This is a genomic window from Nocardia sp. NPDC050630, from assembly GCF_044457245.1.
Lineage (GTDB): Bacteria > Actinomycetota > Actinomycetes > Mycobacteriales > Mycobacteriaceae > Nocardia.
In genome coordinates this window covers 26235-39441 of record NZ_JBITGN010000010.1, presented here as the reverse complement: position 1 = coordinate 39441, position 13207 = coordinate 26235, and the positions used below count along the sequence as shown (strand labels likewise).

The window sequence follows — 13207 nt, the reverse complement described above, 5'->3', positions numbered from 1 at the left end:
GTCAGTACTCCACTTCCTGCGAGCGCCGCCGAATGGTGGTCACTTCGTCGCGCTGATTTCCGGTGGGGCCGTGGTAATTCAGCGCGAAGGACTGCTGCGCATAACCGCCGATGAGATGCGATGGCTTGATCATGATGCGGGTCAGCGCATTGTGGATGCCGCCACGCTTACCCTTGCCCGGCTGCTTATCCGGTGCGCCCCAATCGAATCCGCCGGGAGCGCCCTCGATGCGCGGCACGTCCACCGCCCGGTCCTGGGCGTGGTACATGAATACCGTGCCCTCTGGCATCCGGTGGCTGACGATGGCTCGCGCGACAACCACACCGTTCCGGTTGACCGCCTCGATCCAATCGTTGTCCGACACACCGATTTTCGCGGCGTCTCTATCCGACATCCAGATCGACTGCCCACCGCGCGAGAGCGTCAGCATGTGCAGGTTGTCCTGGTACGCCGAGTGGATGGACCACTTGGAATGCGGGGTCAGGTACCGAACGGTGACGCCGTTGTCACCGACGGACCCCACCCCTGGCTCACTGAACAGCGCGCTCATATCGAGCGGCGGCCGGAAGACCGGCAGCTGCTCGCCGAGTTCGGCCATCCAGTCGTGATCGAGGTAGAAGTGCTGGCGCCCGGTCAGGGTGTGCCATGGCTTGAGTCGTTCGGTATTGATGGTGAACGGCGAATACCGCCGACCACCGGTCTCGCTACCCGACCATTCCGGTGAGGTGATCACCGGTACCGGCCGGGATTGGGTGTCGGCGAACGTGATTCGCTTACCCTCGTGCTCGGCGGCGAGGTCTGCCAACTCGGTGCCGGTGCGCCGCTCCAGCGCCTGGAAACCCTCGACGGCGAGCCTGCCGTTGGTGGTTCCCGACAGCGCGAGAATCGCCTCGGCCGCATGCGTGTCCTTGGCCAGCGACGGACGTCCCTGGGCCACACCGGAAACCGCGGTGCCGTTCACCCCGGCTAGGTAGGCCACCTCTTCATTCGGATGCGTGGTGACGCCCTTGGTGGTGACGCCGAGCGTATCGATCAGGGGTCCGAGCGCGGCCATCTTCTCCGCGAGCTTCGGATAGTCCCGCTCGACCACGACCAGCTTCGGCATGGTCTTACCCGGAATCGGCTCGCACTCATCGGCTTTCCAGTCCAGTACGCGTCCACCGGCCTGCGCCAGCGCATCCGGCGAATCGTGCTGCAGCGGTACCGCGACGATATCTTTGCGCTTGCCCAGATGCTTCTCGGCCATCCAGGAGAATCCGCGCGCGATCCGATGGAACGCGTCGAAGTCCGTCTTGGCCTCCCACGGCGGGGAGATGGCGGGGGAGAAGGCGTGCACGAACGGGTGCATATCGGTGGAGGACAGATCGTGCTTCTCGTACCAGGTGGCGGCGGGCAGCACGATATCGGAGAACAGTGTGGTGCTGGTCATCCGGAAGTCCAGCGACAAAAGCAGATCCAGTTTTCCGCTCGGTGCTTCCTCGCGCCAGACCAGCTCCTGCGGCCGCACACCCGCGGTATCGGTGGTCTGCAGATTGGAGTCCGCGCCGAGCAGGTGCTTGTGGAAGTATTCGTTGCCCTTACCGGAGGAGCCGAGCAGATTCGCCCGCCACACGGTCAGGCAGCGCGGAAAGTTCTCCGGCGCATCGGGATCCTCACAGGCGAAGCGGAGATCACCGGATTTCAGCCCGTCCACCACATGTTCGGGTGCGGTCTTGCCAGCGGCCTCGGCCTCGTCCACCAGATCCAGCGGGTTGCGGTCGAAGGTCGGATAACTCGGCATCCAGCCGAGACGGCTGGCCAGCGCAATATTGTCCGCGGCGGTACGGCCCGCGAATTTTCCGGTGCTCAGCGGGGAGGCGAAGGACTGCGCGGTGAACGGGTCGTAGCGCCACTGGTCATTGCTGAGGTACCAGAACACCGTGCCCTGCATCTGCCGCGGCGGTCGCTGCCAGTCCAATCCGAATGCCAGGGTGGACCAACCGGTTACCGGACGGCACTTCTCCTGGCCGACGTAATGCGCCCAACCGCCGCCATTGACGCCCTGACAGCCGGTGAGCAGCGTCAGTGTGAAGAAGGAACGGTAGATCTGGTCGGAGTGGAACCAGTGATTGGTGCCCGCACCCATCAGGATCATCGACCGTCCGCCGGATTTATCGGCGTTATCGGCGAATTCACGGGCGATCCGCTGTGCCTGTGCCGCTGGTACGCCGGTAATTGCTTCCTGCCAGGCCGGGGTGTATGGCTCCGCTGCATCGTCGTAGCCGGTCGGCCACGTGCCGGGCAGTCCGTCGCGTCCGACGCCGTACTGCGCGAGCAGCAGATCGAACACCGTAGTGACTCGCTTACCCGCGACGGTGATCGTCGGAACACCGCGCACGAGCACGCCCGCGGTATCGGTATCGAAGCGCGGCAGCTGCACCGCGACCGGGCGCTGATCGGCGCGGTCGTGCAGGGTCAGCAGCGGATCGACGCCCTCGAGATCCAGATTCCACTTGCCAGCATCACCCTCGGTGAAGCGATGTCCGAGTGAACCATTGGGCACCACCGGATTGCCCTGCGCATCGAGCAGCACCATCTTGTGCTCGGCGGTTTCGTCGGTGTGACCGAGATCGGCGGCGGTGAGGAATTTGCCGGGCAGCGCACCGTCGTGGTGGTAGTTGCCATTGGCGTCCCAACCCTCCGGATCGTCGAGGCACACCAGGAACGGCAGGTCGGTGTAGCGCTTGATGTAGTCGAGGAATCGGGGCGTGCTGCGCTCGACGAAGAATTCCTTGAGGATCACGTGGCCCATCGACATGGCAAGGGCCGCATCGGTTCCCGGCCGCGCGGGCACCCATTCATCGGCGAACTTGGTGTTGTCGGCGTAGTCGGGCGAGACCACCACGACCTTCTGCCCGCGGTAGCGCGCCTCGGTCATGTAGTGCGCATCCGGGGTTCGGGTCACCGGAACATTCGAACCCCACATGATGAGGTAGCCCGCGTCGAACCAGTCGGCTGATTCCGGCACATCGGTCTGATCGCCGAATACCTGCGGGGAGGCCACCGGGAGGTCGGCGTACCAGTCGTAGAACGACAGCATCGAGCCGCCGAGCAGCGAAATGAACCGTGCGCCGACGGCATGGCTCACCATCGACATGGCCGGAATCGGAGAGAATCCGGCCACTCGGTCGGGCCCGTACTTCTTGATCGTGTGTACGTGTGCGGCGGCCGCGATTTCGGCGGCCTCCCACCATTCCGCGCGCACGAATCCGCCCTTACCGCGAGCGGACTTGTAGCTCTTGGCCTTCTCCGGATCCTCGACGATCGCTTCCCAGGCCAGCACCGGATCCTTGAGCCGCTCCTTCGCCTCGCGGTACAGCTCGAGCAGCACACCGCGCACATACGGATAGCGCACCCGCGCGGGGGAGTAGGTGTACCAGGAGAAGGACGCGCCACGCGGGCAGCCCCGCGGTTCGTATTCAGGCTTATCCGCGCCGACCGAGGGATAGTCCGTCTGCTGGGACTCCCAGGTGATCACGCCGTCCTTGACGTAGATCTTCCAGGAACAGGACCCGGTGCAGTTGACCCCGTGCGTGGAGCGCACCACTTTGTCGTGCGACCAGCGATCCCGATAGAACTCATCGGCACTGCGTCCACCCACCTGGTGCAGGCTGCGCTGATCCGCCGAGACCTCGCCCCGGTGGAAATATTTGCCGAGACGCAGCAGTGCGTCACTTACGTCGCTGGATTGCCGATCGACCGAATCGGAGGACGCGGAAGCCTGAGTGCGCGAATTAACCACGACGCCCCCTTCGAGCTGTGAAATCGGGCTGTTGCACCGACTGTAAGGAGGTCGCGACGCACGTCCAAACGAATCTCTCACAGCCCGCAGCGGTTGATCGTGAGGTGTGAGGTCGACGCAACGTGGCGGTCACCGCGCGATTGCCGTGAAATGCCGAAGACATCGATGTGACCAGGGCGGATCCGCTCTGACCGGCCGAAACGCGGCTTGCGGATAGTGTTTCGGGGACTAGCCGGTGATGCTTTGGAAACCACCGGTTCTCAGGCGGTTTACATTTGTTAACACATCCGGCGGGGGCTCGTGAGGCCGATTCCACACCCACGCACGGTGTTCGAATCGGTCCGCGCGCAGCCATTCTTCGCCCTGCTGATCCATTCGCTGTCGGTTTGCCAACAGTTTCGGCGATGGATACCTCGCCAAATTATTATTCGACGCATGGCGTGATTCGAGGGCGCCATCGAGTGCCGCAGAGGTGGCGATGCGTAAGTCGCGGTGCCCCCGCGGCGCTCAGGGTGGTCGTCGCATCCCGCTTCGCCTGAGTCCCTCCCGGCCAGGCATCCCGCTCGGTGTGCCCCATCGAAAGCGGCCGAGCCAGCGCCGTGTGCAGGTAACCGGCCCCGTCCCCTCCCGCTGCTCGCCGAGCGTAGTCATATGGCGGTCGAATGGGGGTGGGGGCGATCAGCATCCGACTGCGTTCGGCGGAACCCTCCGAACCAAGGCTCGATACGCCAGAAGCTCTCTGGACGCGGTATCAGCGCTTTGTGGCTTCGGCGTGAATGTTATTGGCGCCCTTGAGCATTCGCGCTTGCGTGTGTCGACAGACACGGGGAGGCCGGTCGGGAAATTGGAGCAAACACGTCGTTTAATATTGGATCGGCTCGCCTTCTGTGCAGACTGCCAACTTTGTTGATACATCTACAGTTTCATGGGAGTGTATTGCTGTGCCAAGCAGGTCGACCGATGGCGGCGACGGGGCTCGAGTGCGCCCGCCAACGTTCGGGGGCGAGTTGCGCAGACTGCGCGACGATCGACGCATTTCTCGGGAAAAGTTGGCATTCGCCGCGGGCGTGAGCACCAGCTATATCACCCACCTGGAGGGCGGCGACCGGGAACATCCGACCAGGACGGTGGTGAATGCGCTGGTCGGATATCTGGATCGGATCGCGCCGCTCACCGATGCCGAACGCAGACTGTTCTTCGATCTGGCCGGATTGGGCGTGGACCGCTTCCCCTCCGTAGTCGAACTGCGCAATGAGATCGGCGCGGATATGCGCGATGGATTGCGCCTGCACGAGCCGAATGCGGCGGGCTATGTCGATACCCGGTGGAATGTCCTGTCCTGTAATGACTCCTACGCGGCCGCCTTTCCCGGTCTGGTCGACGATGTGAATGTACTGCGCTGGTTCTTCGGCAATGAGCTGTCCAAACAGGTGATGGTCGAATGGGAGCGTGAGGCCGCGCTCACCGTCGACTGGCTGCGCGGACTGATCGGTCAGTCCGGCGATACCGCCTGGTCCATCGAATTCCTCGACGAACTCGGCGCGTATCCGGACTTCCGCAGAATGTGGGCCGCGGGCGGCACCACCTACGGTCGGGATCGGCCCATGCATCTGCGCGATCTGGGATCCGGGGAGTGCCATCGCCTCGATGTTCAACTGTTCCGGGTGGATTCGGGCAATCATCCCGGGAGGATCCAATTCTTCCTCGGCATTCCGAGCCGTTGCACCAGTCACTGACCGGCACGGCCGCAGAGGCATGGCCCACCCCTGACTCGCACGGCAGGCGAATAGCTCAGGGCAGCGTCAGTTCCGCGAATGAGGAGATCCAATGATGCGGCGGACGTGCGGGATTCGGTTCACCGGGCCGGTGGACACCGGTCACCGACCAGCCCGCGGTGACAGCGGCATCGAGTTCGTCAGGATGGTCGGACAGGAACCGGATGCGATCGGCGGGAGTGCCGATGGCGCTGGCGATCTTTTCGTAGGAGGCGGGTTCGCGTTTCGGTCCCGCGCTGGCCAAGTCGAAGTAGCCGCTGATCAGTGCGGCAAGATCGCCGCCACGGGCGAAGGTGAACCAATCCTGTTGGTTGCGTACCGATCCCGAGGAGTAGACGAACAGGCGAAGACCAGCGGCGTGCCAGGCGGCGAGGGCGGGCGCGACATCCGGGAAGAACTGCCCGTGCAGCGCGCCGTTGCGGAACCCCTCGGCGCAGATGATGCCCTGCGCAGCCTTGAGCGGTTCGGCCTTCACATCGGAGCCGAGCCAGTCGCGCAGGATCGCGGCGACCTCGTCGGTATCGGCATCGGGGCGGTCGGCGAGTTCGCGGGTCGCCGCGATAATGGGAGCAGCCGCAGCCGTGCGGTTTTCGGCCAGCCATTCGGGCAGGCGGGCGCGTGTGTAGCCATAGAGGTCCTCGCGCACCGAACTGGTTGGGCTGGTGGTGCCCTCGATATCGATGACGACGGTGGCGATCACGGGGCCGTCAGCAGCTGATCGAGGGTTGGGAAACCCGAGCTGATCGGGTCACCGGTGAAATCGCCGACCCAGCCGTCTTCCTCCTCGAAGAAGCGGATGGCGATGAAATCGGGCCGAGTGCCCATATCGAACCAGTGCAGGGTGCCCGCCGGGACCGAAAGCAGATCCCCGCCTTCGCATACCGCCGCCACGACCTCGGCACCGAGATGCAGATAAAAGCAGCCGCGTCCGGCCGCGAAGAACCGCACCTCGTCCTCGGCGTGCCGATGCTCGTTCAGGAACTTCGCCCGCGCGCCCTCGGCGATCTGCGGCCATTCCGGATTCGCGTCGTCCGGATGGATGCGAGCGATATCGATATGCTTGTAGCGGCCGGAGGCATTCAGTTCGGCCACCCGGTCCTCGTATTCGGCGAGCAATTCCTCCGACGCGGTCTCGACGGCATTGACCAGCACCGGCCAGCGGTCGAAAGTGATACCGCGGGCGGCCAATTCGGCTCCGATCACCGCATCATCGGTGGTGCGCAGCAGTACCCTGTCGGCATCGTCGGCGGCCATAACCTGCAACAGCGTCATGATGTCAGTCCAATCTCGAGGATCTCGTTCGGATTGCGCGCGGCAAAGGGCTGCCGACGGCCGGTGCGGGTTACCAGCTCGCACAGGGCCTCGAGGCATTCGGCGCGGTCGCGTGCCTGGGAAAGATTGTCTCCCCATGTCGTGATCCCATGACCAGCGATCGCCAATACCGGTGCGGCGGTGGGGTTTTCGAGCAGGTAAGCCTCGATATCCGCGCCGATGCGCGCGACGTCGGGCCAGTTCGGGAAGACGGGCAGGTCGAGGACGGTCGGAGAGGTGCCGTCCGGCTGCTTGGCCACCAGGCCTTTGATGAGTTCGTAGTCGGTGATCCGCAGGGTGGTCAGTGCGTCGGAGGAGCCGAACCGCGTCGCGGTGGTAGTCGCGTAGGGCGGATGAATGTGGACGACGGCGGTGGCACCGGTTGTCCGGTACACCGCGGTGTGAATTGTGGTCTCCGCCGAAGGCTTACGCTGCTGATTCGGCGTCGGCATGGAATCGGCGATGCGGACGGTCACCATATCCGCACTGGTCAATTCGCCCTTGGAGAAACCGCTGCCGGTGATCACCGCGGTATCGCCGGTGCGCACCGAGATATTGCCCGCCGTGCCCGGCATCCAGCCCCGCTCGTACAACTCGCGGGCGACATCGGCGATGGCCGCACCTTGGGTATCGGCGCCGTACACGACACCCAGCTCGGTGACGACCGCTGTCACCAACTCCGCGGGTGTCACATCGAAGGCCGGGTTGAAAACCTCGGTACCGACCGGAGCCGTTGTGACACCGCCGAATCCGGTGACCTCGGCCGCGGCCCGCTGTTCGACGACGATATCCGCACCGGTCGCCATCTTCGGATCACGCGTCGACTCCGGCGCGACCACGATGAACGGAATGCCATGGTGGTTGGCCGCGATAGCGAGCCCGTAGGTGCCGATCTTGTTCGCGACATCGCCATTGGCGGTCACCCGGTCCGCGCCGACCAGCACGCAGTCGACCTGACCGGTCGCCATCGCCCAGGCGGCGGCGGAATCGATGGTGAGCCGATGCGGTATGCCCGCCTCGGCCAGCTCCCAGGCCGTCAGCCGGGCACCCTGCAATAGCGGCCGGGTCTCATCGACCAGGACGTTCTCGATCGCACCGCGCTCGGACAGCACCCGCATCGCCCCGATCGCGGTGCCGAAGGCGCTGGTTGCCAGTCGCCCAGTGTTGCAATGTGTGAGCACCCGCAGCGGTCGGTCCGGACACAGCCGCTGCACGAGATCGGCGGCGTGGGTGGCGGCCGCCCGATTGACCCGCCCATCCTCGGCCAGCATGGCCAGGGTTTCGGCGAGTACCGCATCCGCACCGAGCGGCACCTTGGTCAGCACCCGGTGCACCGCCCAAGCCAGATTGACGGCAGTGGGCCGGGCGTCGGCGATCCGCGCGGCGTCCGCCTCGGCACGCACCACATCGACGACACCATCGGTGGTATGCGCGGCGGTGGCGATGACCACCCCGAAGGCACCGGCGATACCGATCGCGGGGGCACCGCGGATGGCCAGTGTCTTGATCGCATCGATTACCTGGTCGACCGTGCTGAGCCGCAGCTCGCGCACCTCATGCGGCAGTTCGCGCTGGTCGATGGTGACCAGCGCACCATCGTCCCAAATCAGGGAACTGTCGTTCATCAGGTGCATCCTTCGCTTCGTGCGGAGTCGGGTGTTGCCCCTGGTCAACGGTATCGGACGGGCGTTGCCGCCGAAAATCCGCGTCGTCATTACATCCGGGTCATTCCGCGACGAACTCCGCCTCGCGTTCCACCGCCTCGATCCCTCGATCGTCTGGTCCTGAACGCTGACCGCACGGTGGGTCGGCAGTCAATCTCGCCAGTATCGAGGACACCGGTCACGACCACGCGGTGGTCCGCCAGTTCGCCGACCCCATGGTGGTCCTACGCGCGGGTGCCGTCGTCGAAACCGGACCCGTCGCCGAGGTATTCGCATCCCCTCGGGCCGACTACACACGCCGCCTCCTCCGAAGCAGTCGCCCGGCGCATCCCCGACGGCCGGCGCCACTGCGTCTCGGCGCCTGACATCCGGCTCAACGGGCGAGTCGAAAATGATTGCTTATGTGCTGGAATCGTCATTCGACGAATAGCACGCATAATTTCCGCGTGCAAAAGGCAACCCGCCGGGGCATGCCCATCGGCGGAAAAATTCGAACCAGGCGTGACGCGTTCGAAAGGATAAAGATCGACCGGCCGGAACATATTGCCGTGAATAGTTTTCCAACGGCTCCGAACCCGACACCGGGAAACGAGACGAGCCACGCACAACCGGGCCGCCGGCTCACGCTGAGGAACCGGCGGCCCGTTTCAGATCAGTGCTGTCCGGTTCGGCGCTGGTCAGCGCCTCGCCGCTCTGAACCCTGGCCTCGCTGATCGCCTTCCATGCGATCGCGATCGCTGGTCTGGCCGGATCGGTTCATGCCCTGGTCCTGGCGCTGCTGTTGCTGCTGCCGTTCCATCTGCTTGGGCATTTTCTTAGGCGTTTTCTTCGACTTTTCAGCCATCTCCACTCGGTCCTTTCCGAAGTGATGTTGTATTCGCCTAACCATCACACAATAGCGAGCGGACATCAGCAGTGGAAGAAGAAATCGATTCTTTACACCCGGAGCGGGAGGAATTCGACGAGGTCGTCGTCGGTGGCCGCGGCGGGGACGACGACCAGGCCGTCACGGTCGATAAGGCCGCCCAGATGGGTGGTGCGGATCTGCGGATCGCCCAGCCAACCGCCGTAGGGGGCGAGTCGTGCCGGGACGATGCGGGTGGCGGGCCCGGAGATCGCGCTCGCATTGCGCAGCGGCCCGATCAACGGCCGCGAGGGGTGGCTTCCGGTTCGGCCCTCGACGAGCGCGGGTGAGAGCGCCATCAGCACGGCAACAGCCGCGAAGGGATTTCCGGGCAGACCGAGAATGGTTGTACCGCTGGATAATTCGGCGACTACAGTGGAGCCGCCCGGACGCAATTTCAAGCGGTGCACCAGGATTCGGGCCTCGGCGCGGGCGATCGCCCCGCGCAACTGGTCCGCCGCGCCACCGCCGGTCGCGCCGACGATCACCAGCAGATCGCAATCGTGCGCCGCACCGAGCACCTCGTCGAAGCCGCGCGGAGTATCGCGCAGGTGCACCCGATCGATCGCCCGAATTCCATACCAGGACAGCACATCCGGCAGAATCGGCCCGATCGAGTCGCGGGTCTGGCCGGTCTGCAGCGGGCCGGTGCTGCGGATCTCGTCGCCGGTCATGATGATGCGGGCCCGCACCGGGCCGCGTACCACCGCATCGGTCACCTCCACACTGGCGGCGGCGGAAATCAGCCCAGCCGTGACCGGTGTGCCGGCTGGAGCGACGAGATCGCCGGGGGCGCGGTCCTCGCCGCGGCGGCGGATATCGTCGCGCAGCGGGGAATCCTCATGTTGGTACAGCATTTCGTCATGCTCGATCCGCGCGAATTCGTCACGCAGCACCCGCGTGGTGCCGTCGGGCACATGTGCTCCGGTGGCGATCCGCACCGCTTCACCGGGCAGCAGCCCGACCGGCCGCCGACCGCCCGCGAAGCCGATATCGCGCCGCAAACGCCACGGTCCGTCACCGGCTACCGCGTAGCCGTCCATCGCGGAGACATCGAAGCGCGGCAGTGATGCGACCGCTGTCAGCGGCGCGGCGAGCGCGGCGCCGCGCACCGAACCCAATTCGGCACGATACTCGGTGAGTCGAGAGATATTGGCGCGCAGGACATCCCGTGCCTCGTCGAGTGGCAGCGGTGTTGCCGAAACCGCAGCTTGCGGTGCGGGTCGAGTCGCACCGGTGTCCCAAGCCATCCTGGCCCTTTGCACCTGCTCCTCGGTATCGCAATCGGCGATACCCGCCATGGTGACGGTAGCCGTATCCGGCGGGATCAGCGCCTTCATCGGCTGATTGATCAGCGAATCCAGCCGGTCCAACGCAGCCGCCAGCGCCGTCCGCCGCCACACGCCGATCAGATACTGCGGTCGACCGGATTCGTCGGCCGCGAAGACCGCATCAGCGCCGGATTCGGAGCCGTGCCGAATCAACTCGGTCACTGTCGCCTGCGACAGGAACGGCAGATCCGCCGCGAGCACCACCACCAGCGGGGCGGGGGCCGGGCCGAGCGCGCGCAATCCGGCTCCCACCGCGGCGACCGGACCCGAACCCGGCGGCACCTCCCGCACCTGCACGATCCGCGCGTCCAATTCCGGCCGATGCGGTCCGACCACCACAGTCCGCGCACACCGTGCCACCGCAGCCAGGGCCGCATCGAGCATGGATCGACCGCCGATCACGATGGCGGGCTTATCGACGCCCCCCATGCGGCTGGCGCGTCCGCCCGCGAGCACGATCGCGTCGGCGGCGGTCACCGGTCAGTGCCTGGCGCGAGAGAGGGCATGGCCGACATGCTAATTCGTCGGGTGTACAGATCCGGGGAGGGCGGCCGGGTTCCAGCGGTCGAAGGACTACACCGTCGAATAATCCTGGGCCGGTCGGCGCAGGCAGAACTCATTCGTCTCCGGATCGGCGAGCACCACCCCGGGCGCACCATCCGCATCGTCGACCGGGGTCGCGCCCGCCGCACGTAATCGGGCGACCTCGGTGGCCGGATCGTCGGTGGGGAAGGACGCCAGGTCCAGGCGCAGTCGATTGCGGCCGCACTTCACATCAGGCGTATGGACGAACTCCAGCCAGGAACCGAGCCCCGTCGCCGAGCGCAGCCCGGCCACCCGCGCGCCGCCGTAGGCGATGGGCCAGCCGGAGGCGGTGCACCAGAACTCGGCCAGCCGCGCCGGATCGTGCGTATCGATCACGATGGCGGCGACCGCACCGGTATCCACATACTCCTCGCGCGGCTCCAGCACACAGAACTCGTTGCCCTCCGGATCGGTGAGCACCACCCACGGCACCGCGCCCTGCCCGATATCGACGTGACGTGCGCCGAGCGCCAATGCGCGGTCCACTTGCACCCGCTGATGGTCGAGCGAGCGACTGGCCAGATCCAAATGCATCCGGTTCTTGCTGTCCTTCGCGCGCGCCGCCGGCAGGAAGGTCAGGGCTAGGTCGAGGCCGTCCGGATCGGGTGCCGCCACATCGACCTCGTCGGGGCGGTCGAGGGTCACCGTCCAGCCGAGCAACTCGGCCCAGAAGTCCGCGACGAACCGGGGCCGGTCGGCATCGAAGACGACACACACCAGGCGGGTGGACATATTTCAACGTTAACCGCCGATCGAGGGCGGCGGGGCCGTTTACGGGAGCCGGAAACGCGCGGCGCGCAGGTCCACTCGGCCCTCGCGGATCGGCACACCCTCGGCGGCCAGCAGGCGCAACTGACGATCGGCCAGGTGCGCGGCGGGCTTACCGCCCGCACCGATCACCCGATGCCATGGCAGATCGGCGGAGTCGGTGCGCATGATCCAGCCGACCGTGCGCGGGGTGGACAATCCCGCCGCCGCGGCGATATCACCGTAGGTGACGACCCGGCCCGGCGGCACGGTCGCAACTAGCGCGCGCACCCGCTCGACCTCGGCGTCGGTGGTGGGCACTACAGAACCGATCGGATCAGCGCCGCGGTCTCGGCCGGACGAGCCTGGGCGACCATATGGTCGCAGTCCCATTCGAGCACGGTCAGATCCGCGCCCATATGCGCGGTGAGGGCGGCGCGGAACTCCGGGGTGACGAAGGGTGGCATCACCTTCATGGCCTGCACCAGAATCGTCGGCAGGTCACTGGGTGGCAGCACATAGTGCCTGGCCAGCTGACCCCAGTAGGAGTTGATGGCGGGCAGGCTGATCCGCCAGCCGACCCGGCCGTCCGCGGTTGGCATCAGATGTTCGGTGAGTTCGGTATCGAGCAGGCGCGGCTCCACCTCGCCCCAGCCGGTCGCGATCTTGTCCTGGCGGGCATGCTCGACCGTGTCGTAGTCCGGTGAGGCCAGGCTGGACAGTGCGATATCCATCAGGCGCTCGGCCTCCAGCGCGATCGCCGAATCGAGCAGGATCAGCTTGCGCACCAGATGCGGATGGTGATGCACCAGATGCAGGGCACAGGCGCCGCCGAAGGAGTGCGCGACGACGACCACCGGTTCGTCGGTCTCCGCGTTGAGCAGTTCGACCAGATCCTCGACGATGGTCTCGAAGTTCCACGGCGGCAACGCGGTCGAGCGACCGTGTCCGCGCAGGTCGGGAGCGATCAGCCGGACATCGGGCAGGTATCGGGTGGCGAGATCCTCCCAGCGTTTGCCGTGGCCGGTGACACCGTGCAGGGCCAGGACTTTCGGGCCGTCGTCAGGCCCGAACCGGTACACATTGAGAGGCGACACAGGTCTCATAGT

General features: G+C 65.7%; 10 protein-coding genes. 1 reads left to right on the top strand and 9 read right to left on the bottom strand.

Annotation, left to right across the window (positions count from 1 at the left end; translation table 11 throughout):
• Nucleotide 1 precedes the first annotated feature (1 nt).
• The gene (locus tag ACIBG0_RS24250; RefSeq protein ID WP_397035247.1) at nucleotides 2-3781 is read right to left on the bottom strand and encodes a nitrate reductase subunit alpha; all 3780 of its coding nucleotides are present in this window, start codon (nucleotides 3779-3781) and stop codon (nucleotides 2-4) included.
• A 980-nt stretch (nucleotides 3782-4761) separates the two neighbouring features.
• Between ACIBG0_RS24250 and ACIBG0_RS24245 the strand changes: the two genes are divergently transcribed.
• Nucleotides 4762-5517 (top strand): helix-turn-helix transcriptional regulator, encoded by a 756-nt coding sequence (locus ACIBG0_RS24245; RefSeq protein WP_397035246.1) that lies wholly within the window; start codon nucleotides 4762-4764, stop codon nucleotides 5515-5517.
• Nucleotides 5518-5572: 55 nt separating this feature from the next.
• On the opposite strand, the gene mtnC is transcribed toward ACIBG0_RS24245, so the two are convergent.
• The 8 genes from mtnC to ACIBG0_RS24205 all read right to left on the bottom strand — a co-directional run bounded on the left by mtnC (nucleotide 5573) and on the right by ACIBG0_RS24205 (nucleotide 13204).
• Nucleotides 5573-6256 carry an acireductone synthase gene (gene mtnC, locus ACIBG0_RS24240; protein WP_397035245.1) on the bottom strand — a complete coding sequence of 228 codons (684 nt, stop codon included), beginning with the start codon at nucleotides 6254-6256 and terminating at the stop codon, nucleotides 5573-5575.
• Nucleotides 6253-6828, bottom strand: coding sequence for a 1,2-dihydroxy-3-keto-5-methylthiopentene dioxygenase (locus ACIBG0_RS24235; protein ID WP_397035244.1), 576 nt, complete (start codon nucleotides 6826-6828; stop codon nucleotides 6253-6255). The genes mtnC and ACIBG0_RS24235 overlap by 4 nt, the downstream gene beginning before the upstream one ends.
• On the bottom strand, nucleotides 6825-8492 hold the full coding sequence (gene mtnA, locus ACIBG0_RS24230; RefSeq protein WP_397035243.1) for an S-methyl-5-thioribose-1-phosphate isomerase: 1668 nt from the start codon (nucleotides 8490-8492) through the stop codon (nucleotides 6825-6827). The genes ACIBG0_RS24235 and mtnA overlap by 4 nt, the downstream gene beginning before the upstream one ends.
• A 691-nt stretch (nucleotides 8493-9183) precedes the next feature.
• Nucleotides 9184-9375, bottom strand: a complete 192-nt coding sequence (locus ACIBG0_RS24225; protein WP_397035242.1) for a hypothetical protein — start codon at nucleotides 9373-9375, stop codon at nucleotides 9184-9186.
• Nucleotides 9376-9467: 92 nt separating this feature from the next.
• Nucleotides 9468-11243, bottom strand: a complete 1776-nt coding sequence (locus tag ACIBG0_RS24220) for an NTP transferase domain-containing protein (protein WP_397035241.1) — start codon at nucleotides 11241-11243, stop codon at nucleotides 9468-9470.
• Between the two features lie 96 nt (nucleotides 11244-11339).
• Nucleotides 11340-12083, bottom strand: coding sequence for a VOC family protein (locus ACIBG0_RS24215; RefSeq protein WP_397035240.1), 744 nt, complete (start codon nucleotides 12081-12083; stop codon nucleotides 11340-11342).
• A gap of 39 nt (nucleotides 12084-12122) precedes the next feature.
• On the bottom strand, nucleotides 12123-12419 hold the full coding sequence (locus ACIBG0_RS24210; RefSeq protein ID WP_397035239.1) for an MGMT family protein: 297 nt from the start codon (nucleotides 12417-12419) through the stop codon (nucleotides 12123-12125).
• A complete protein-coding gene (locus ACIBG0_RS24205; RefSeq protein ID WP_397035238.1) occupies nucleotides 12419-13204 on the bottom strand; it encodes an alpha/beta fold hydrolase in 786 nt (261 codons plus the stop codon). The genes ACIBG0_RS24210 and ACIBG0_RS24205 overlap by 1 nt, the downstream gene beginning before the upstream one ends.
• Between the last annotated feature and the right edge of the window lie 3 nt (nucleotides 13205-13207).

What these genes read in the sequence shown, in the direction of transcription:
- ACIBG0_RS24235 (WP_397035244.1), bottom strand. Translation starts at nt 6,828, where the DNA reads ATGACGCTGTTGCAGGTTATGGCCGCCGACGATGCCGACAGGGTACTG.
- mtnA (WP_397035243.1), bottom strand. Translation starts at nt 8,492, where the DNA reads ATGAACGACAGTTCCCTGATTTGGGACGATGGTGCGCTGGTCACCATC.
- ACIBG0_RS24225 (WP_397035242.1), bottom strand. Translation starts at nt 9,375, where the DNA reads ATGGCTGAAAAGTCGAAGAAAACGCCTAAGAAAATGCCCAAGCAGATG.
- ACIBG0_RS24215 (WP_397035240.1), bottom strand. Translation starts at nt 12,083, where the DNA reads ATGTCCACCCGCCTGGTGTGTGTCGTCTTCGATGCCGACCGGCCCCGG.
- ACIBG0_RS24205 (WP_397035238.1), bottom strand. Translation starts at nt 13,204, where the DNA reads ATGAGACCTGTGTCGCCTCTCAATGTGTACCGGTTCGGGCCTGACGAC.